This is a genomic window from Lederbergia graminis, assembly GCF_042655485.1.
GTDB classification, from domain to species: Bacteria; Bacillota; Bacilli; order Bacillales; family Bacillaceae_C; genus Lederbergia; species Lederbergia graminis.
In genome coordinates, this window is record NZ_JBHSMC010000001.1 from 309466 (window position 1) to 330768 (window position 21303).

Here is a 21303-nt window from a genome sequence, read left to right on the forward strand (position 1 = left end):
GCAACAATTACAGATCGAATAATAAAAGCACAGCACAGCTTTATGATGCTGTGCTTTTTTGTATTTATTGATGAAGTATGAAACAACTTTTTTGATAGAAACTATACGTGAAGAAACCTAGTACAAGATACTATTGTGGAAGATACTTAAAGTAACTAAACATTAGGATGATTGAACAATAATGTCTTGTAAGGAATTGTTCATCTAATCCTTAATATGAGGGTGACCATTGTGCAACAAAGTCCATTATTAATTATGCTGTCTGTTATTATAGCAGTTTTTTCAACTTATACTTCCTTAACAATGGCAGAACGAATTGCTGATAATAATAAGCGGAAGAAAACCTGGATTATATATGCTTCGATTATTATGGGGTTAGGGATATTTTCTACACATTTTGTTGGAGTAGTTGCTCGTTATTCATCCTATAATATTGTTTACAATCCGTATCTTTTAATTTTAATGATTATTTTTGCGTGTATATCAACCTATTCCATGTTTTTCTTGTTATATTGTCATTCCCTCCATAACCGCAATAAATATATATGCGGATTTAATATTTGCCTAGGGATGACTATTACGCACTATAGTGGTTTACTTGCGATTCGTGCACCTTTGCAAATACAGTTTTTTTCAATTCCGTTTATACTATCGATTATTTTAGCAGTATTTTTTACTTTGGTTGGAGTACAAACCTTTACTAAAATTAGGAATGAATTAACCCCTGTTAGAATTCAAAATATATATAGTTCTGTTGTAATGGGAATCACAATCTGCCTCATGCACTATGCCGGAATGAAAGCGGTAAAGTATTTGCCTCATAGACATGTTTCCATTACGGATAGTATAAATACATATACACTTGCAATCATTATTTCTATTATCACCATTTTGATTATGTGTTTTGCTTTATGTTTAGCCATACTTGATAACCGCAAGATATATGCAGAGAGACAACTATTAGAGAAAATAAGACTGAGTGAAATCCGTTATCGATTATTAGTAGAACAATCTCCTGCTCCTATTATCGTGTATGATGGGAAAGCGATTATATTCATTAATGAAGTTTGTTTAGATCTAGTAAAAGTGAGCAAGAAAGAAGAGATTATTGGGAAACCTATTTTGGATTTTATTCATCATCAAGATTGGGAGAAGGCATCCAGCTATTTAGTAAAAGTTCGAGCTGGAATGAACTTAAAACCTTTAGAGCTTAGGATGATTAGTTCGGTTGGAGATATAGTCGAGGTAGAAGGAAATGTCATAAAAGTAGTATATGATAATAAGATTGCTTTTCAAATTATTTTAAGAGATATTACAGAGACGAAGCGACTTCAAGAGCAAATGAAAATCTTAGCATATACGGATCAACTTACCGGACTTCCCAATCGGCACTGGTTTCATGAACATTTAACGAAAGTAGTAGAACGAGCGTACGCAGATCAATCTTCCGTAGCAGTTTTAATGATAGATTTTGATAATTTTAAGACAGTAAATGATACTTTGGGGCATAAGGCTGGGGATGAATTTTTGAAAATCGTCGCTAACCGAATGAAGTCATGCTTAACCCCAAAAGATATCCTTGTCAGAATAGGTGGAGACGAGTTTTTTATTGTTTTAGAAAATCAATCCAAAAAAGAAGTTGCCTCTGTTGCGAAGAAGTTACTTAATGTAATGGTTAAGCCTGTTCATATAGGAACAAATGATTTAATTATTACGCTAAGTATCGGTATTAGTATACTTTCTAAGTTTACACCGGATGGAGAAACGTTAATTCGCCATTCTGATATTGCGATGTATGAAGCTAAAAAGAAGGGAAAGAACACATATCAATTTTTCACGGAAGACTTAGATTGTATTTTAAAACGAAAACAACAAATTGAAAATGGATTATGGAAGGCAATTGAAAGACAGGAATTACAGCTTTACTATCAGCCACAAATAGAGATTAAAAGTGGAAAGTTGGTTGGAGTAGAAGCATTATTACGATGGTTTCCATCCTTTGGAAATATTTCACCAAGCGAATTTATCCCAATTGCAGAAGAAAGTGGCGCCATTATTGGAATTGGGGAATGGGTATTAAAAAAAGCTTGCAAACAACTAAAGGATTGGGAAGAAGCAGGGATTACGAATATAAAACTCGCTTTTAATGTATCAGCACGTCAATTTACAGATCCATACTTTTTTGAAAAAGTGAAAAATGTATTGAGTAGCTTACAAATAAATACTTGTAATCTTGAAATAGAAATAACGGAAACAATGATGCTAGATATTAAATCTGCAATGGGCATTATTGAACAATTAAAAAAACTAGGAGTCCGTATTGCGATAGACGATTTTGGTGCAGGTTATTCTTCTTTAAATATTTTGAAGAGAATAGAAATTGATACATTAAAAATAGACAAATCGATTATCGATGATGCATTAAAAAGTAATCGAAACATGTCGATACTCACAGCGATAATAAATGTTGGCACTTGTCTGGATAATACTAAAGTAATTATGGAAGGTATTGAAACAAGTGAGCAAATTAAGTTGTTACGAGATTTCAATGTTATTGGACAAGGATATTATTATGGTAAACCTGAAAAGGTAACAGAAATAGAAAAGAAATGGTTTGGTAAACCTTAACTAATGTGAAGACAGGATAATAGCATAATATATAGGCGCTATAGGATAACGTTGTACATTCTTTTATTGAGAGGTCTATACTGACCTCTTTTTTTGTTTTTACACTATTTTTTTGAAAATTTTGTTTTTTTATATACCTTTTACTGTATATTAATGTTTTTCGCGGTACAATGAATAAAAAGAAGATCGAGGTGTGAATGGGGATGCTATGAAACAAAAAGAAACATATATTTTAAAGAGCTTGTAATAGACGTGTAGTGACAAAGGGGGAGATTTGTTGGAACGTGTTTCATTCGTAGTTGCAATGATTGGAATTCTAATTCTTTTTTTATGGGGATGCTCAAATGAAGAACAGTATATTGCTGTTCAACAGCTTACAGGACTGGAAGAAGAATATGAAGAGTTTCGAGAAATAAAGGACCTGGAGCAAGTACGGAAAATAAATGAGATAGTTTCAGAATTGAACTGGGACGTAGTAGTGGAGAACATGGAACGACCCGCAGATTATCGGTTTTCCTTCCAATATCATGAGGCTAATATTGAAACTAAAGCTCCATACTATTCTCTATGGTTAAACCTTGAACAAGATACAGTAGAACTTGTATTAGATAGGGATAATAGCTACGTTTCTTTAAACAAGAAAGAGTCAAAAGATCTACTAGATGTATTGGTCGGCAGAGAGTCAGTTGAACTTAAAAAAGTAAAAGAGAGCTTAAAAGTAGCTGAGGATGAATTATTATGGCTCAATGAGATGGTCGTAAGAGACGAGACAAAAATTGGCACAAAAGCAATAAACATGTTTTTCCACCATGTGTCCGAAGGGATAAAAGATTCAATTATCGCGATTAGTCCTGGCATCGATAGTGGTCCAGCTATAAGAAGTCTTTTTTATGACGGGGAAGATGAAATAACGTACGTATACGATAATACGAGGGATCATTTGAGTACAGAGGTAGACCGGAGTATATACGTATATTATTGCGGAAAAGACGTAGACTATCAATATGATATTCATGGACAGTTTCGCAGGTTCATGGTGACTAATTGTGTAGGAGAAGACGGCGGAGAAAAGAGTGATCACCATATTTTCACTGAGAATCTTAAATAGGATTGATTAATTAAATTCTGTGAACTTCCTTCGCGGAATTTTTTTCTGTTCTTTAATCCATTTCCATTGTTTTAATAATAATAGTTAATTCTATGGAGTACCATGTTGGGCTTCGACAATAGTGTTCTGCCCCAATAAATAACTCCTATAAATTCCTTGTAAGGTATACCTCCCGTGATGGAAGATTCACGGGGGGTTTTTCTCATATCAATGAATGAAACAAAGCACTAGACATCTTACACAAATTTCGGAATAGGAACGAATATGAAGCTAAAGAATCAAGGTTTACTCGTCACCCTCATTTTATATTATTTTACATATTATGCTAACGGTTGTTAACAATAGGAGGGAGGTGATTTGTTTCATGTCTTTAAGAAGAAAGACTTTTTTTCGAAAGAAACATCAACCATACATAGAAGAAGTAAATTTAACTGAAAATCAAAAAAAGTTACCATCTTCTTTAAATGAAACGATTGATACGATCCGTTCCATGTTAGGAAATAGTTCTGACTTAGTTATTCGCAATCTCCAAATAGGTACAAAAAATAAAGTGGATGTTGCAATAGCATATACGGAAGGTCTAGTTGAATCATCATCTTTACAAGATATGATAGATTCTTTACTTCATAAACTGGATGTCGATGATCTGAAAGCAGTATCTTCCAAAGAAAATACCTCACTCATAAATACTTTAAAGCATAAAGCAATTACTGTTGGTAGCATAGAAGAAATCGATAATATTCCATCACTATTAACTAATATATTATCTGGTCAAGCCGCCTTGTTAGTAAATAACTTAACGAAAGCCATTACAGTTAATATTCCTGGACAAGAAAAACGTAGTATTGAAGAACCGCAATCTGCAACTCTTATTAAAGGACCGCGTGATGGTTTTACAGAAACGTTAAGTATAAATACATCATTATTGAGAAAAAGAATTAGAAGTTCTGATCTATGGATGGAATCGAAAGAGATTGGCAAGATTACGAAAACAAAAGTAGTAGTTGCTTATATTAATGGACTTGCGAATGACGGTGTTATTAAGGAAGTTCATGACAGGTTAAACAGAATTGACATAGATGCAATTTTAGAGAGTGGCTACATTGAAGAACTTATTCAAGATGAAGCGAAAACACCATTTCCAACAATTTTTAGTACGGAACGTCCCGATGCTGTTGCTGGAAAACTATTAGAAGGTCGTGTTGCAATTCTTGTGGATGGTTCTCCATTTGTACTAGTAGTTCCGAGTCTCATTGTAGAGTTTTTTCAAGCAAGTGAAGATTACTACCAACGTGCTGATATAGCCACTTTATTACGCATGCTGCGTTTTTTATGTTTTTTCATCGCGCTTATCGCACCGTCCTTATATATTGCAGTTTTAACGTTTCACCAAGAAATGTTGCCAACTACCTTGTTGGTTGGAATAGCCGCTCAACGTGAAGGAGTTCCATTCCCAGCATTCCTAGAAGCTTTATTGATGGAATTAGCATTTGAAATTTTACGAGAAGCAGGAGTTCGAATGCCTAGAGCGGTCGGTCAGGCAATGAGTATTGTTGGAGCATTAGTTTTAGGACAAGCCGCCGTACAGGCAGGGTTGGTCTCTCCGGCAATGGTGATAGTTGTATCACTTACAGCAATTGCAAACTTTTGTTTTCCAGCAATTAATTTAGCCACAACAGTTCGAATGTTACGATTTGGCATGATGTCATTGGCAGCTGTTTTTGGCTTAATTGGCATTATGTTCGGGATTATTTTAATGTGTATTCATTTATGCACACTGAGATCTTTTGGTGTTCCCTATACTTCAACAGTGGCTCCTTTTAATTTAGATGATCAAAAGGATGTAATGTTTCGGGTTCCATGGTGGGGAATGTTTTCTCGCCCGCGATTGATTAGTCAGAAAAATACAGTTAGAGAGAATAACAAACAAAATAATAAACCGAAATCACACAAATAGGAAGTTGATGTATGCGAAAAAAAGTAACGTATATTTTATTATTTTCCATTTTACTTCCACTTTTATCAGGGTGTTGGGACAGATTAGAAGTCACGGATCTTTCGATTGCAGTTGCACTCGGAATTGATAAAAATGAAAAAGGAGAGTTTGAAATTTCCGTCCAAGTATTAAATCCTTCCGAAAATGCAGCTAACACTGGAGGTGGATCAGGCTACGATACTCCAGTTACGACATACAGTGCAACAGGGGATATACTTTTTGAAGCATTAAGGAAATTAACAACAAAAACCCCATCCAAAATTTATATGTCACACTTACGGATTATTGTGGTAGGTGAAAAAGTTGCTAAAGAGGGGATCTATGACGTTTTGGATGTGTTGTCCAGAGATCCCGAGGTTAGAACGGATTTTTACGTTGTAATCGCAAGAGAGCATACAGCCAAAGATATACTTGGTATGTTGACGAGTATTAGTAAAATACCAGCTAATAAAATGTTTAATGCTTTAGAAGCATCTGCAGACTCATGGGCTGCTACTGGAAAAAAACAATTACACGATTTAATGGATGAGATTGTAAGTGATGGGATTCAGCCAACTTTAACTGGTATAAAAGTAGAAGGGGACCCAAAGGCAGTAAAAGGAAAGGAAGATATACCAAATGTCATTCCAAATTCAATTATTAGTTTTAATGGAACGGGAGTATTTAAAAAAAATAAATTAGTAGGTTGGTTAACAGAGGAAGAAAGTAAAGGACTTAATTATGTGAAAGATAATGTGGAGAGTACAGCAATTGTATTCAAACAAAATGATGATTTTATTGGAATTGAATTAATAAAAAGTAAAGCTGAAATCATACCTAACATGAATCATGGAGTCCCGAGTATTACCGTAAAGATTAGTGGTGAAGCGAATGTTGCAGAAGTGAATACAAAGATAGATTTATCAAGTCCATCAGTTATTGCTCAATTAGAGAAACAGTCCAATAAAGATGTGAAAGATATCATTACAAAAACGGTCCATAAAGCGCAAAAAGACTTTAAGTCCGATATATTTGGTTTTGGAAAAGCGATTCATAAGAATGATCCGAAAGCATGGGCAAAATTAAAAGATAAATGGTCAGATACTTTTCCCGAAATAACTGTAAACATTGATGTAGATATTCATATACGTCGGGAAGGAACGATCAATAATCCATTCCATAATGAATTAGGAGAGGAGTGAATGAATGTTAAAAACGGTAGGTTTGATTTTTGCTTTTGCTGTTATATCATTCTTTCATCTTCGTCCTTTGGTTCATGAAAGGAGGCTTCGTGAAATTGTTATTTTTTCGATATGTATGCTAGTGATTACTGCATTATCGGCATACAAATTGAATGGTGGAGCACTCCCCAATCCGTTAGAGCTCATCGCATTCTTGATGAAACCAATCAGTAAAATATTGATTTAAAAAGGAGGCCATCCAATGGAGGAGAAAGTAAGGATCAGTCCGTTACAAATCACCATTCTTGCAGCCTTCTTTACATCAGGCTCTACGTTACTCGTTATCCCTGCATCCATGACTGGCAAGTCAAATCAAGATGCCTGGTTAAGTGCCTTAATTGCTGTTTTGGTTTGTTGTGTATGTGCATATTTTTTCTATGTTTGCGGGAAAGCAATGGGTAGAGAGACATACATAGAATATTTACAGCGAGTATATGGGAAAATCCTTGGTAAGATTATTGCTTTTACGTATGTGTTTTTTTCTTTTATAGGTTCCACAACACTACTTTTTTATTTTGGTAATTTTACGACAACACAAATACTTACTAATACACCTATTGAAATACTAAATTTGATGTTAGCTATCATGGTTATTATGGTTGTCCGAGCGGGGATAGAAGTATTAGCACGTACAGGGGAACTGCTATTTCCTTGGTTTCTCCTCCTGTTTTTGACTTTAACCATTTTTTTGTTACCTGAATTACAATTTGAAAGACTTAGTCCATTATATGAAGCTAAAGTTAGTGATCACATATCGTCAGTAATCGATTTTGTTGCTACATCTGCATTCCCGTTAGTTATTTTTTTAATGTTTATTCCTAAAAATATTAATCGGCCGACGAAAGGGAAATGGAACTTTATCATTGGTGCGTTAATTGGTGCAGGTATCGTATCTGTTATCGTGTTGTTATGTTTATTAGTATTGGGAGCACCGACGACAGCGCGTCAAATGTTCCCGAGCTATATACTTGCGAAAACAGTAAGCCTTTATGAAATAATTGAACGTTTGGAATCTGTAATGGCAGGTATATGGGTGGTTTCCATTTTCTTCAAAACTGCACTTTACTTTTACGCTTTTGTCGTTGGAGTAGCGCAACTATTAAAGGTTCGAGATTATCGATTCCTCGTTATCCCATTAGGCATTTTAATAGTGCTATATTCAACAGTCGTATATCCAAATGTATCATATATGAATTATTGGGACGATACTTACTGGGATGCATATGCCTTAGTAATGGGGATATTCATACCTTTTATCACGTTAATAATCGATAAATTAAAAAGTATTAAGAAAAAGTAAAGTGAATTATCTTTAGCCGCGTTTTTTATAAAACTTCTTCTCTAATTGTTAGAACTAATGCTATAATAGGAATCAATTAAATATACAAAAAATTTAATATCTTTAAAGTAGAGGAGAGTTTCATATGGTTGAGGCTATTAAAAAAGGCTATTTTGGAGAATTTGGTGGAAGTTTTGTTCCTCCTGACTTACAAACAGTTTTAGAGTATTTAGATGAGAATTTTGAAAAGTATAAAGATGATCCCGATTTTAAAGCGGAATTAGATTATTATATGAAAGATCATATTGGAAGAGAAAACCCACTAACTTTTGCAGAAAACTTAACAAAATTAGTAGGAGGCGCGAAGATTTATTTAAAGCGAGAGGATTTAAACCATACTGGTGCTCATAAAATTAATAATGCAATTGGACAAATTTTATTGGCAAAACGTATGGGAGCAACTCGTATCATTGCTGAAACCGGAGCGGGTCAACATGGAGTTGCGACAGCTACCGCTTGTGCAATTGTTGGTGGTATGGAATGTATTATTTATATGGGGAAATTAGATACAGAAAGACAAGCATTGAATGTGTTCCGTATGGAATTACTTGGTGCTAAAGTTGTAGCAGTGGATAAAGGTCAAGGAAGATTAAAGGATGCTGTTGATGCAGCATTAAATGATTTAGTAGAAAATTACAAGAATACTTTTTATTTACTTGGATCAGCAGTTGGACCACATCCATTCCCAACAATGGTAAAACATTTTCAATCGATTATAAGTGAAGAATCGAAGAGACAAATCCTTGAAAAAGAAGGGAAATTACCGAAGGCAGTTGTAGCTTGTGCAGGTGGGGGAAGTAATGCAATTGGAGCATTCGCACACTATATCGATGAGCCATCTGTGAGATTAGTAGGAGCAGAACCTGCTGAAGCACCTACGTTAACAAAGGGAGTTCCAGCTGTTATTCATGGTTTTAAATGTTTAACACTTTTAGATGAAAATGGAGATCCACAACCTACTTATTCAATAGCTGCAGGACTTGACTATCCAGGCATCGGACCAGAACATAGTTATTTGAAAACAACTAACCGTGCTGAATATGTCACAGTAACTGGAGAAGAGGCCCTCGAAGCCTTCCAAACATTATCCAAAGTAGAAGGGATTATCCCAGCACTAGAAAGTTCCCATGCTGTTGCACATGCGATGAAACTAGCAAAAGAATATGGTCCAGAAGACTCGATTATTGTTAACCTATCTGGAAGAGGCGACAAAGACGTAGAACAAGTATATAAATTACTTCAGAAATAGGGACATGGGGTCAGCAACAATGTCCCGAACTAAAAAAGGTGCTTCCTCTAAAACTGAGGAAGCACCTTTTTAATTATTGTTTTGTAAATCGCACACCGATAATGCGGTTATTTTCATCACGGATGAATTCAGCGAAGTATTTATCCCGGTTCAAACTTCCAACTTTGATATCAGCCGGTTCCATAATAAGATTGTAATTTTCTAATGATGATTTCTGAATGGAAATAACACTACCTGAAATTTCTTCTCCATCCAAGTTACTAAATCGACTTGTTAAATGTTCTTCTCTTAATAATTCTAGTTGTTCATATAAATTTGTAATTTCTTCACTAGCTAAAGCATTTAGGTTGGATATATCTAACTTAAATGGAATATTCAAATCAAAATCAACAAACCTTCCTGTAGTTCTAAAAAGTATTTCAGCAATTTCTTCTCCGTCTTTTAATTCGTAAATAGCTAATCCTCGACTATGTCCACCAGGAATTAAATCGGGCATTGTAAAGTAGTAATCACTATTTTTATTTCTTCTTATATCTGTATTGACTTCTTGACCAGAACTATTATGTAAGACTAATCTTGGGTAATCATTTGATGTAATCTTATCTTCTCCAATATTTTTAACTTCGAAGTCTAAAATTAAATAATCATGTGTAGATAAAAGTGAATAATCAACATTTTTTTCACCATCAACATAATCAATACCGTGAACAATAAACTCTACTTTTCTTTCTTCAGTAAAGTCTGTTTTAGGGAAGATAAAGAAAGCAGATTCTCCAACTTTAATTTCTTGAGTTGATTGACCTTCTTTTCCACTAATAAATGTATTTTTTTCTTGTACTACTTCTTTTTCTAGTTCTTGCTCTTTTTCTCCATCTTTTTTACTATTAGATGCTTCATCAGAACAACCAAATAATACCATGCTAAATAATACTAAAATACCAAAAACCTTTTTCAATTCTATACCTCCAATATTCGACAATATATACCATTCTTTATAATAGTATAATAGTTTTGAAATTTTGACAATTAAATAATAGGTAAATTTTCCTATGTTAATACAGTAAAATGTCCTTATTCTCAATGTTGAGAACAAGGACATATTTTTTATTGTTTTGTTAGTTGTACACCGATTATTCGATTGTTTTCATCGCGTTTGAATTCAGAATAGTATATAGCATCATAATCAGTATCTTCTGGTTCAAAAGTTAGGTTATAATTTACTAAATCATGTCTAGATAAAGGCAATCTATTACCTTTAACTTCTGTTCCATCGTAATCTCCAAATCTGTCTTTAATAAATTCTTCTCTAACTAACTCTAATTCTTCAGGTGAGTGAGTTGCAGATTCTGTTGCAACTTTATCTACATTCGACATATCCAAACTAAATGGGCGATCGGAATAATAGCTTGTACCCATCCATGTATCAATGACGATACCTGCGATTTCTTCCCCTTCAGGAAGCCTAAAGACAGCTAAGCCCCTTGTATTTCCACCCGGTATTAAATCAACTTGTTTAAAATAATATTTACTTCTTGGATAATCTATTGTTTTTATATTACGTTCTTGGCCGGATACGTTATAATAATGGATATTTGGATATATTATTGTACCAACATTATTTTCTCCAGCATTTTTTACTTCTAAATCCACTATCAAATAATCATATTTTTCATTATCTTCTATCCTCATAGCACCATGTTCTTTAATATAATCAATGCCATGAATGATGAATTCTACTTTTCTTTCTTTTGTTACCTTAGACTCAGGATATAAAAAGTATGCAGATTCACCTATTTTAATTTCTTGTGTTTGTTGACCTTCTTGTCCATCAATAAACGTGTTTTTCTCTTGTGCTACTTCATTTTCTTTTTCTTGTACCTCGGTATTATCTTTACCTTTAGAGTCATTCGACGCATCACTAGAGCATCCGAATAACATCAGTGCAAATAATACTAAAATACTAAAAAACTTTTTCAAAACTATACCCCCATTTTTCGACAATATTCTTTCCGGTTATAATGCTATAATAATTTTGAATATTGGACAATTAAAATGCTCCAAATGAAATAGGAGATTTTACATAATTTTTAATATATATTAAGATGAAAGGAAGTGTAGGATGAAAAGTCCGTTGATAAATGAAGTAGGCGCCATTTTTATTCCTGTACGTAATATTGAGAAGGCAAGAGATTGGTATTGTGATATTTTAGGTGTTCCAGCAGAGGGGGAAATATTATTCAATCATTTATATATATTACAGACAATAGGTACTGATGTTGTATTAGATAGTAAAATTTACTCAGAAGAAAATATTTTCAGGACTCCAGCATTTCATTTTAATACCAATAATATTAGAGAATCATATGATTATTTGAAAAACAAACAGGTAAAACTGCTTACTGAAATCCAGCATGATCATTACTTTAACTTTGAAGATCCGGATGGAAATCAACTAATGGTTTGTAAATGTTAAAGGTAAGAGGAAGAAGTAAAACTTAAAGAAAATAAAAAACAGGGAAGTACTCTGAGTACTTCCCTAGTTTGGATCTATTATAGACCGTCAACGATAAGCCATTTTCCTTTAACCTTTTCAAGTTCAAATTCAAAGTCATCTTCTTCAGATAAGCCAAGTTTTTTAGATGACATTTCAGCAATTACAACGACATACGCTTCATCGCCTTCAATTGTCACTTCTTCAAATTCAATGATTTTCACCTTTACATCTTTAGGAACACCAGAAAAGTCAACGATATCTCTTTCATCAGGATGAATTAGTTTTTTAATTCTCTTTTCATCTAAATCTTCGAAAGCTTCCATAAATTCTGTTACTACTTCTTTAGGTGTGTTTGGACCTTTAAAAGGATTGAAAATTAGTAAAAGAATGACTGCAGCTGCAATTGCCCAAACAAACCACGGGATTTTTTTGAAATCAAATGATTTTTTGGGAGATGTAGACGGAGTTATAGTTGTTGCTTGTGTGTTAACTGTTTGACCCATACTTGCTCCACATTTAGAGCAAAATTTGGATGGAGAGGTAATCTCTGTGCCACATGAAGAACATTCTTGTGATGCCCCACAATGGCTACAAAATTTGGAATCGCCAATAGCATTCCCACATGAGTAGCAATTTTTCAAAGTATGTACATTCCTTTCAATAATGTAATTTTTAATAGACCAAAGTTATTTTACAAAAACTTTTCATTTATTACAAGATTAATTGATTAGTTAACATCTGGTTTTGATTTGCATTTTTATAGGAATATAGTGAGAGGAAGAAAGTATTATGTATTTTTGGTTCGTTCTTTTTAGTAGTCTTTGGTATTACTCTACTCAATATGACCAGTTAAGTGGTGTTTATTTAGTATACGTTGGGTACAATTTGGAAGTGCTTGGTTCATTAAGTTGATAATACATTTGGGAGACGACATCACTTTTATTAATGACTTGGAGTATTGGGAAGATAGTAGTGGTCTTAAGCTAAAAATTGGCTAATACTATTAACAATTTACCATACATCCGAATGAGGTCTTCCTCTTCATGGATGTGAAGGGAAGAGCCCAACGGTAAATGAGAGTGTTTTTAACGATGAATGCTTACATCAAGCAACACACAAGAATGGAAAGTGATAGATTAAATTCACGATAATTTCCAAGCAGGTATTAAAGAATGAAAATGAAAAAAATAACTCATGGGAATATGAATAATTGTGTATAGTGCTAATACAGTTATGTAGGCAATAAACCAAATTTGTAATGGTTGTTGCAAGAATAGAAATAATAATAGCATTCCAACGGGGAATGGGATTAGGACAATTAACCAAATTGGTGCTCCTAAATACTCGGTAAGTGCCCCCAATGATACAACTGTAAATCCGATGATTAAAGCTTGCCACGATTCAATGCCTTTTTTTAATATGTGAGTACCTATAAAGTAAGAGAGAGAAGTAAGAATAATAGATAGTGCATAACTTAGAAAGTAATTCATCATGATCACCCTTTTTCACTTGAATCATTTATTATAAAGGCTCTGTTAAAGTTCATTGTTGTTAACAACTTAGTTGATTGTAGCGGATGTACACGAGACTCCTGCGGGAACAGCACGAGCCGAAGATCCACTTGGCAAAGCGGTTTTCTTTGCCAAGTTAGCTGAGGCCGTGCCCGCGGAAAGCGAGTGTACAGGAGCGAAGATCAACAACAGAGTTTAACAGAGCTATTATAAAAAAAGGGCTGTAAAATCAACTTGATGATTTCACAGCCCTAAAGTATTTAATATTATTTTTTAAACACGTGTTGACCAATTACAAGTGTAGTTTGTCTTGTATCTAACCAGCGACTTTTTGCTATTTTGGGATTGTAAAAGAATAACGAGTCTTTAGCGATATCTCTCATATCTGAAAGAGCAGCATATACAGCTTCAAATGATGCTTCATCAGCTGGTTTATTAACTTGTCCATTTCGAACAGGCTGGAATTGATTTTTCTGATAAATTACTTCTCTCAATGTATCAGGATACTGAGGACTTTCTAAGCGATTTAATACAACAGCAGCAACAGCAACTTTGCCTTCAAACGGTTCACCTTGTGCTTCAGCTCTTACGATTCTTGCTAATAAATCAATTTCAGCATCAGTAAAATCAGCGATTGTTAATGAATCATCTTCCGTTGATGATTCGACCACGTTCTCACTGGCAGGATCTACTTCATTTGTATTTATATTATTTGCAACCATTACTTCCTCGTTATTACTACTAGTAGCATTATCATTTACATCACTAGTCGCACTACTAACCTGTGTAGTTAGATTTATTTTTAATGGTTTACTGGTACTATTAAATAGACTAAGCAACCTATATTGTTTAAGACTAGCTCTAGGCTTCTCTTTTTTTACTATTTTATTATCAGCTTTTTCTTTTACTTCTTTTTCATTTATATGAACTTCTTGTCCAACAAGGATAAGATCAAGATTATCAATTTGCGGATTGGCTGCCGCTATTTCATCAAGAGTCATTCCGTGTTTATCAGCAATGCTCGTCATTGTATCACCTTTTTGTACTGTATAAGCAAAAGCAGGGGCAGCAAAGAAAAAAGTTGCTATAAACGTTAGTACGAATAATAGTTTTTTCATGAAAAATAGTCCTCCTAGTAGATAGAGTTCTAAATACGAAGCTCTTATTTAAGACTATTTCTATGAACTGAAAAAATAGAATAGTATTACAGTTATGTTACATTCATATTAAACAATTGTTATTGAAACTATTTAATTAGATATACGTACGATAAATAGGATAGAAAATAGGAAGTGAAATAATAATGAGATTTAAAGCAAAAAGGGATATGGCCTTTGCTGCAATGATGATAGTATCAATTTCTGTCATTGCTTTAGCTTGTTTAGTGCCTTCTTATTTTGCAATCTATTATGAAGCAGAGCCTGAGTGGTTAGCAGTTATTATTTTGGTAGGATTATTTATTTTATGTACAGGTTTTATGATTTGGATTTGGATGGATATTGAATACGTACTATTGGAAGATTATCTATACGTCCGTGGTGGTCCATTTCGCAGCAAGATTCCATATGATCAGATTACACGTATGTTTGAGTCAAATAACATGCTTATAGGATATCGCGTTTTATCATCAAAAGATGCACTGGAAATCCAATATAAAACAGGATTAATGGGAAGCATTATTATCTCGCCAGAAAACAAGCAGGAGTTTATGGAGGAATTAAGAAAACGGTGTAAATTATTATAAAGTGGATAAGAAGTCGCTTGTATTAACATTACATTATAGTATGAAAAAATAAACATAGGAAAAAATTATAGAAGGAAGGAGCATGCATAAATGACTGGAATTCTATACTTTTCCTATGTTTTAATTTATATATTTCTACTTTTTTGGAGTATACGTATCGCTTTTAAATTTAGAAGAATTAACTTAAGTAATGTAATCATTCTTGTCATAATCTCACTAATTTATGAAAATGCTGTCATTGCTTCAGGTATATGGATAGGTGAGGGGAATGTCCTAGAGGCATTAACTAAGGTACGTTATTGGCTCCATGCATTAGTGACACCACTACTGGTCTTCTTTGGATTATTTACTTTAAGATATGCAAATTTGCAGTGGGCAAAAGCAAGGTGGGTGAGTGTAGTTTGTTATTTGTTGGTTATTGCCTTAATTCTTATTGAGGTTGTTACTGTAACAAGTAATTTAGCGTTAAATGTTCATTTGCAATATGGAATATTAACATATGAACACACTGGGCATTCCACTCCAATTATGGTGATAACCGTTTCTGTTATCATATTACTTACTGGTTTAATCATTTGGGTGAAACAAAAGTGGCCGTGGTTATTTATAGCAACAATTCTATTAGGGATTGGGAGCATGATGAATTTTATAAGTAAGAATCCTGTTTGGATGAATGGGCTAGAACTTATTTTCATGACTGCAATTGTATGGACAAATCATATGCAGGAGCAAAAGGGAGCTACTTAAAACGAAAATGGCATTTGGTGAATTCATATCCATCAAATGCTTTTTATATTTAGAATATGAATTTTCCAACAAGGTGGCCAATTACATAGCCGACTAATACATTGGAAAAACCGACAATAATGTAAATACTTGTTTTTATAAATTTACCTTGTTCATTGATTTTTTCTAAGATGTTATTTATGCTAGAGCCTCCCTAGATAATATAAATATATTAATAGAATGATAAGTGAATTAATTCAACTTATAAAAAACAGATTAATTTCTTACATCAATTTATTTCATGAAATATGTTATGATTTAGTAGCTACTTATTAAAGTAGTTAAATAAGTTTTGGATTACAACTTTTTTATCAACTTTTATCATGCTTTACTATAGGTGATTGAATATGCAAACGAATCTTCATAATAGAAAAAACGTCATTCTTGAACAAATTCGTACCACTTTAATCGAGCTCGGAAGCGCGACGAAGGTAGAGTTAAATGAATCATTAGATATTAGCTTCCCTACCATTAGTAAATTCCTAACCCTAATGGAGAAAAAAGGAGAAATTATTTCACTCGGATTAGATGAGTCTAGTGGAGGAAGAAGAGCAAAACGCTATCGTTATAATCCCGAATATTCATTGGGTTTAGCTATATTCTTGGAAAAAACTGAAACTAATTATTCAATATTTAATTCGATTGGTGAGGTAAGAGAAACAGGGGAGATATGTAGTGTATTAACTCATAATGGATTAAAAGTATTAACAATGAATATTGAAAATATGATAAAAAAATATCCTAAAATAAAAACGATTGCTATAGGTGTTCCAGGATCAGTAGAAAATGGAAAAGTCTTTTATATACCTGGATATGATGAATTTCAACATTTAGATCTAAAAAAGTATTATGAAAATCATTTTTCTATCCCAGTGGTAATTGAAAATGATATGAATGCTGCCGTAATTGGATATCACGCTAATAGTGAATTAAATGCAGGTAAATCTCTTGTATACTTGTATTCAGGACAAAACGGCCCAGGAGCAGGAATCTTAATTAATGGAGAAGTAATTCGAGGAAGTACATTCTTCTCAGGTGAAGTTTCATTTATACCCCAATACAATCATAAAAACTTTGAGCAGGCGTTAGGTAGTAAAAAAATTACTATCCAAGAGGATCATGAAATAGATGCAATAAGTAGATTAATAGCTACATTTACTGCAATCATTAATCCACATACAATTATATTTTCCACTGATGAAGTGGAAAAAGAAATACTATACAAAATTGCGAATCAGAGTGCAATTTATATCCCGGTAGAACACCTTCCAGAACTAACAACAAGTAACTGGAAAAATGACTATTTATACGGATTACAAAATCTAGCACTTCATCTTTTGAGGAGTCAAGCAATTGATTAACATAGAAAATCTAGAACTAGTGAGGATTACTAATGACAACATTACTATTACTTATCATTTATTTAGCATTTATTAGCTTAGGTTTACCTGATCCGATGTTAGGTGCAGCTTGGCCAGCTATGCAAATAGATTTAGGTGCGAAACTGGAAACAGCGGGATTACTTTTTATGGTTGTTGCCAGTGGTACCATTATTTCAAGTTTAGCTAGTGGAAGGCTTCTCAAACGCTTTGGAACTGGAAGAGTTACATTTGTAAGTGTGTTAATGACAGCAGTAGCATTATTAGGATTTCATTTTTCACCTTCTGTCATTTGGCTAATGGTATTTGCAATTCCACTAGGATTAGGTGCAGGAGCAGTGGATGCAGGTTTAAACGATTATGTTGCTATTCATTACAAAGCTCATCATATGAGTTGGTTGCATTGTTTTTGGGGTGTTGGTGCCACACTCGGCCCCATTATAATGGCGCAGTTTATTGCAGGGGATAATGCATGGAGAGACGGTTATTTAACGATTGCTGGACTACAATTTGCTCTAGTAATCGTCTTGCTCTTAACATTACCATTGTGGAATAAAGTAACAAAGCTCAACAATATAAAAAATAATGAAGTTGTGGATAATTCAAATGAAATTGCAAATGAAGAAAATAATGAAAATACAAAGCCATTAAAAATAAAAGGAGTAAAACTAGCTTTAGCAGCCTTCCTTTTTTATTGTGGTATTGAATCCACAATGGGACTTTGGGGTAGTAGTTTCTTGGTTGAAGTTAAAGGGTTAAGTGCGGCTACAGCTGCTGGCTGGGTTTCCTATTACTATGGTGGAATAACTGTTGGTAGATTTATAACTGGTTTTATTACCTTTAAGTTGAGTAATCGTACATTAATTCGTGGTGGGCAACTAATCGCATTATTGGGAGCAGTTATTTTAGTTTTACCTTTACCTTCTATTTTCTCACTTACTGGATTCATCATAATAGGGTTAGGATTAGCACCAATTTTTCCTTGTATGTTACATGAAACACCAACCCGTTTCGGTAAGACTCATTCGCAAACAATAATGGGCTATCAAATGGCTACTGCTTATACAGGAAGCACTTTTATTCCGCCTATACTTGGATTCCTTGCATCCAATACTACTTTAGGTATCTTTCCAATCTTTATCGTCATGTTTGTAGCAGCAATGCTATTTGGGTCAGAAAAATTAAATGTCATTATTAAAAAGCGAAAACAAAATCAAGGGTTTAATACTAGTTCGGCTGCATTATAAAAAAGTATGATATTTGGGCCTTAGACAAGTAAATAACATAGTTTAATATAATAGTTCAATTAATAAAGAGACGATATATCCTAATTCGGTATCGTCTCTTTATAACATTTCAGTTGACTACGATTTATACTTGTCTCGAGACCTTTATAGATTTTGTCTTAAAGATTTATTCTTTTCTATATCTTGCATAAATTTCGGCCACCAATTTTCCTGTTTAGACCAGTCAAGATATTCTTCCATTGCATTTCCCCATTTTTTGAATGCAGGACCTGAAGCTTCTCTAGCTTGTGATAAACCACCGAATTCTGGAACAATCCATTTCCTACCAATTTGTGCATGTAATACTTCATCCGCCCAATCATAATCCTGGAATGTTACTGCAAGTTTATTCTCAGATTGAGTAGCAATTTCCCATTCCCAATGTTTTCCTGTTTTTCTCGGCATTAATCCTTGTTCGATTGCCCAAAGTATTAAATGTGCTTCCAAAGGTTCCAGTTTCGTATTAAGTGACATGGAAGACTTAAGGTCAACTGGGTATTTATAGAAGGGAACGCCTCCTTGATATAAGCCAATTTCTCCTAGCATCGCATGTCTTGCTTCATCCCATAACTGCCTGCTCATATCAACGTAATATTCCCAAGGTTTATCTTTCGTCTTATAAATAATAGGGGCCATCCATTCAGGAACGTCCATTTCTCTCAAGCGTTTATATAATAATGCATATGTTCTTTCTTCTAAACTTCTATTTTCATCTTGGTAATATTCATCTATTAAGCCTGCACTATTAAAATTATCCTTGAATCGATCATCTCGTCTCGGAACTGGATCCATTTCAAAGTCATTACCATCTGCTCTAGGTTCTGGGATTGAAGGTATCTCTTCTTCTAAATCACCAAATATCCCACCTGCTAACTGAAGATAAGCTGTTAAGTGTTTATCCCATGTAATAGCTTTTTGCTCTTGTTTTTCATTCTGTATTAGTGCAGATATAGCTGATTTTCCCCAAGCAACCATTTCCTCTTCTTCCATTAAAATTATCTTTAACAATCTACATGTGGGTTGTTCGGCAATAGGATTTGCCTTGTCAAGTTGCTTTTTTATAGAACGGATAATCTCAGGTTTGATGACTTGATAAATGGCTACTAATAATTCTAACGTATCTTCTGATCGGATAGCTTCATCTAGCAATGATTTTAATTTAGGATCAGCTACTTTATCTAGATGGAGGGGTGGTTCTCTCATTTCTGAAACTCTTTTACGAATAGCTGCACAATGCTCGGCATCCAGCCACATATGATAGCTGAAAGCACATTTAACTTCCCACTCTGGTGTTCTAGCTAAATGTGCCGCGAAAATTTGATTCAAGAACTTTTTTACATAGTTATAACGTTTTAGTAAATCAACACTTTCATCCACACTAAATCCAGTATTTAATGCTTTTTCATAATTGCAAATTCCAGCTAAAGGAGGAATCCCTTTATTGTCAATTTTCACTTTTAACATAATAAATATCACCCCTGAAGTGTTTGCTTTTCCATAATCCTACATGAAAATGTAAGCATTTTCATTATCAATTCATGTTATAATTATTGTCAAAAATGATTTTTTGAGGGATATATATGAATATAGATTTACATGAATTTCTGAAACGGTCGCCTATTGTACCCTTTATAAGGGAAGCTGATTATGCAATCAGAAATCCTTGGTCTATGCATGAAAGAAGATTATTTGATTATTTGCTAGTGTATATACAAGAAGGGAAATGTATTTTTACGGTTAATGGAAAGGATTATTTTCTAAGGGAGGGGGACTTTTATTTAGTTCAACCAAATAGCTTAGTATCATTGCAGGGAACTACAAAAACAATTACTCCTTTTGTACATATGGATATTTTTTATCATTCTGATAGGTTAGTAGAAGTTACGGAGGAAAAAAATGTTGGACAGATGGATACATCTCTGAGAAAGCGAATAATGCAGCCGAGATTAAATGATTTTGAAGATGTAGCAATACCAATTCAATTTAAACCAGAAAATCCCCTGTGGTTCCGTGACTCATTGATAAAGGTAATAAAATTATGGCAAGCAGGTGATACTTTAGGATTCATTGAGGCTCAGATTATTGTAAGTGAATTAATATTTTCGATGTTAAAGCAATATGGGGAATTCATTACAAAAAGCACCAAAGCGCCTGAGGATTTTAATTGGATAACTTCTTATTTAACATTTTATTTATCGGAAGATATTTCAGTCGAGGACATGGCAAAGCGAATGAGAATGTCAATATCAAACTTTTCAACACTATTTCGTAAACACTTTGGAATATCTCCACATCAATATTTAGTAAAATTACGAATCCAACATGCGGAGGAATTACTCCTACATAGTAATCTTAAGCTGGATGAAATCGCGGAAAATTGTGGCTTTACGAATGCACAACACTTTTCAAAAATGTTTAAAAAACATACAGGCAGGACACCTGGAAGCTTGCGGAAAGACAAGTAAATGAATCGACTATTTCAATAATAAAAATATAAATTAGTTTTGGTCAGACACTCTATATTTGGAGAGGATTCTGACCTTCCTTTTTTGTAAAATCTTTT

The 21303-nt window shown here is 33.7% G+C and carries 19 protein-coding genes and 1 pseudogene; 13 read left to right on the plus strand and 7 right to left on the minus strand.

What is annotated here, in order from left to right; genetic code table 11:
• Window positions 1-231: 231 nt before the first annotated feature.
• The 7 genes from ACFPM4_RS01645 (at window position 232) to trpB (ending at window position 9540) form a co-directional block, all read left to right on the plus strand.
• On the plus strand, window positions 232-2628 hold the full coding sequence (locus ACFPM4_RS01645; protein WP_382346938.1) for a bifunctional diguanylate cyclase/phosphodiesterase: 2397 nt from the start codon (window positions 232-234) through the stop codon (window positions 2626-2628).
• 277 nt (window positions 2629-2905) lie between these two features.
• Window positions 2906-3736, plus strand: a complete 831-nt coding sequence (locus tag ACFPM4_RS01650; protein ID WP_382346941.1) for a hypothetical protein — start codon at window positions 2906-2908, stop codon at window positions 3734-3736.
• A gap of 364 nt (window positions 3737-4100) precedes the next feature.
• Complete coding sequence (locus ACFPM4_RS01655) at window positions 4101-5693, plus strand: spore germination protein (RefSeq protein WP_382346944.1); 1593 nt, start codon at window positions 4101-4103, stop codon at window positions 5691-5693.
• An 11-nt stretch (window positions 5694-5704) separates the two neighbouring features.
• The gene (locus tag ACFPM4_RS01660) at window positions 5705-6913 is read left to right on the plus strand and encodes a Ger(x)C family spore germination protein (protein ID WP_382346947.1); all 1209 of its coding nucleotides are present in this window, start codon (window positions 5705-5707) and stop codon (window positions 6911-6913) included.
• 4 nt (window positions 6914-6917) lie between these two features.
• Window positions 6918-7139: a hypothetical protein gene (locus ACFPM4_RS01665; protein ID WP_382346950.1), complete on the plus strand. Its 222-nt coding sequence runs from the start codon at window positions 6918-6920 to the stop codon at window positions 7137-7139.
• Window positions 7140-7154: 15 nt separating this feature from the next.
• On the plus strand, window positions 7155-8252 hold the full coding sequence (locus tag ACFPM4_RS01670; protein WP_382346953.1) for a GerAB/ArcD/ProY family transporter: 1098 nt from the start codon (window positions 7155-7157) through the stop codon (window positions 8250-8252).
• 124 nt (window positions 8253-8376) lie between these two features.
• A complete protein-coding gene (gene trpB, locus ACFPM4_RS01675; protein ID WP_382346956.1) occupies window positions 8377-9540 on the plus strand; it encodes a tryptophan synthase subunit beta in 1164 nt (387 codons plus the stop codon).
• A 73-nt stretch (window positions 9541-9613) separates the two neighbouring features.
• Here the strand turns inward: trpB and ACFPM4_RS01680 are convergent, their stop codons facing one another.
• Window positions 9614-10519 carry a DUF4352 domain-containing protein gene (locus ACFPM4_RS01680; RefSeq protein ID WP_382346959.1) on the minus strand — a complete coding sequence of 302 codons (906 nt, stop codon included), beginning with the start codon at window positions 10517-10519 and terminating at the stop codon, window positions 9614-9616.
• A 125-nt stretch (window positions 10520-10644) separates the two neighbouring features.
• Window positions 10645-11517: a hypothetical protein gene (locus tag ACFPM4_RS01685; RefSeq protein WP_382346962.1), complete on the minus strand. Its 873-nt coding sequence runs from the start codon at window positions 11515-11517 to the stop codon at window positions 10645-10647.
• A gap of 142 nt (window positions 11518-11659) precedes the next feature.
• On the opposite strand from ACFPM4_RS01685, the gene ACFPM4_RS01690 reads away from it, so the two are divergent.
• Window positions 11660-12013, plus strand: coding sequence for a VOC family protein (locus ACFPM4_RS01690; RefSeq protein WP_382346965.1), 354 nt, complete (start codon window positions 11660-11662; stop codon window positions 12011-12013).
• A 77-nt stretch (window positions 12014-12090) separates the two neighbouring features.
• On the opposite strand, the gene ACFPM4_RS01695 is transcribed toward ACFPM4_RS01690, so the two are convergent.
• The 4 genes and pseudogenes from ACFPM4_RS01695 to ACFPM4_RS01710 all read right to left on the minus strand — a co-directional run bounded on the left by ACFPM4_RS01695 (window position 12091) and on the right by ACFPM4_RS01710 (window position 14663).
• Entirely contained in the window at window positions 12091-12537 is a 447-nt protein-coding gene (locus tag ACFPM4_RS01695) for a nuclear transport factor 2 family protein (RefSeq protein WP_382348198.1), read from the minus strand.
• 3 nt (window positions 12538-12540) lie between these two features.
• Window positions 12541-12675 (minus strand): annotated as a pseudogene (locus ACFPM4_RS01700) (zinc-ribbon domain-containing protein); the annotation flags it as partial.
• Between the two features lie 501 nt (window positions 12676-13176).
• Complete coding sequence (locus ACFPM4_RS01705; protein ID WP_144929272.1) at window positions 13177-13524, minus strand: hypothetical protein; 348 nt, start codon at window positions 13522-13524, stop codon at window positions 13177-13179.
• Between the two features lie 287 nt (window positions 13525-13811).
• Window positions 13812-14663: a cell wall hydrolase gene (locus ACFPM4_RS01710; protein ID WP_382346969.1), complete on the minus strand. Its 852-nt coding sequence runs from the start codon at window positions 14661-14663 to the stop codon at window positions 13812-13814.
• A gap of 185 nt (window positions 14664-14848) precedes the next feature.
• Here ACFPM4_RS01710 and ACFPM4_RS01715 point away from each other — a divergent pair, with 185 nt between their 5' ends.
• The 4 genes from ACFPM4_RS01715 (at window position 14849) to ACFPM4_RS01730 (ending at window position 18701) form a co-directional block, all read left to right on the plus strand.
• A complete protein-coding gene (locus tag ACFPM4_RS01715; RefSeq protein ID WP_144929250.1) occupies window positions 14849-15289 on the plus strand; it encodes a PH domain-containing protein in 441 nt (146 codons plus the stop codon).
• A gap of 90 nt (window positions 15290-15379) precedes the next feature.
• Window positions 15380-16036 (plus strand): hypothetical protein, encoded by a 657-nt coding sequence (locus ACFPM4_RS01720; RefSeq protein ID WP_382346973.1) that lies wholly within the window; start codon window positions 15380-15382, stop codon window positions 16034-16036.
• A 386-nt stretch (window positions 16037-16422) separates the two neighbouring features.
• Window positions 16423-17436 carry an ROK family protein gene (locus tag ACFPM4_RS01725; RefSeq protein ID WP_382346976.1) on the plus strand — a complete coding sequence of 338 codons (1014 nt, stop codon included), beginning with the start codon at window positions 16423-16425 and terminating at the stop codon, window positions 17434-17436.
• 32 nt (window positions 17437-17468) lie between these two features.
• Window positions 17469-18701: an MFS transporter gene (locus tag ACFPM4_RS01730; RefSeq protein WP_382346979.1), complete on the plus strand. Its 1233-nt coding sequence runs from the start codon at window positions 17469-17471 to the stop codon at window positions 18699-18701.
• 144 nt (window positions 18702-18845) lie between these two features.
• Here ACFPM4_RS01730 and ACFPM4_RS01735 read toward each other — a convergent pair whose 3' ends face one another.
• Complete coding sequence (locus tag ACFPM4_RS01735) at window positions 18846-20204, minus strand: hypothetical protein (RefSeq protein WP_382346982.1); 1359 nt, start codon at window positions 20202-20204, stop codon at window positions 18846-18848.
• Between the two features lie 116 nt (window positions 20205-20320).
• Here ACFPM4_RS01735 and ACFPM4_RS01740 point away from each other — a divergent pair, with 116 nt between their 5' ends.
• The gene (locus ACFPM4_RS01740; protein WP_382346985.1) at window positions 20321-21205 is read left to right on the plus strand and encodes a helix-turn-helix domain-containing protein; all 885 of its coding nucleotides are present in this window, start codon (window positions 20321-20323) and stop codon (window positions 21203-21205) included.
• Window positions 21206-21303 lie beyond the last annotated feature (98 nt).

Coding starts and splice junctions, on each gene's coding strand:
- ACFPM4_RS01690 (WP_382346965.1), top strand. CDS start 11,660: ATGAAAAGTCCGTTGATAAATGAAGTAGGCGCCATTTTTATTCCTGTA.
- ACFPM4_RS01695 (WP_382348198.1), bottom strand. CDS start 12,537: ATGGGTCAAACAGTTAACACACAAGCAACAACTATAACTCCGTCTACA.
- ACFPM4_RS01740 (WP_382346985.1), top strand. CDS start 20,321: ATGAATATAGATTTACATGAATTTCTGAAACGGTCGCCTATTGTACCC.
- ACFPM4_RS01730 (WP_382346979.1), top strand. CDS start 17,469: ATGACAACATTACTATTACTTATCATTTATTTAGCATTTATTAGCTTA.
- ACFPM4_RS01670 (WP_382346953.1), top strand. CDS start 7,155: ATGGAGGAGAAAGTAAGGATCAGTCCGTTACAAATCACCATTCTTGCA.
- trpB (WP_382346956.1), top strand. CDS start 8,377: ATGGTTGAGGCTATTAAAAAAGGCTATTTTGGAGAATTTGGTGGAAGT.
- ACFPM4_RS01715 (WP_144929250.1), top strand. CDS start 14,849: ATGAGATTTAAAGCAAAAAGGGATATGGCCTTTGCTGCAATGATGATA.
- ACFPM4_RS01655 (WP_382346944.1), top strand. CDS start 4,101: ATGTCTTTAAGAAGAAAGACTTTTTTTCGAAAGAAACATCAACCATAC.
- ACFPM4_RS01660 (WP_382346947.1), top strand. CDS start 5,705: ATGCGAAAAAAAGTAACGTATATTTTATTATTTTCCATTTTACTTCCA.
- ACFPM4_RS01710 (WP_382346969.1), bottom strand. CDS start 14,663: ATGAAAAAACTATTATTCGTACTAACGTTTATAGCAACTTTTTTCTTT.
- ACFPM4_RS01725 (WP_382346976.1), top strand. CDS start 16,423: ATGCAAACGAATCTTCATAATAGAAAAAACGTCATTCTTGAACAAATT.
- ACFPM4_RS01705 (WP_144929272.1), bottom strand. CDS start 13,524: ATGAATTACTTTCTAAGTTATGCACTATCTATTATTCTTACTTCTCTC.
- ACFPM4_RS01720 (WP_382346973.1), top strand. CDS start 15,380: ATGACTGGAATTCTATACTTTTCCTATGTTTTAATTTATATATTTCTA.
- ACFPM4_RS01735 (WP_382346982.1), bottom strand. CDS start 20,204: ATGTTAAAAGTGAAAATTGACAATAAAGGGATTCCTCCTTTAGCTGGA.
- ACFPM4_RS01665 (WP_382346950.1), top strand. CDS start 6,918: ATGTTAAAAACGGTAGGTTTGATTTTTGCTTTTGCTGTTATATCATTC.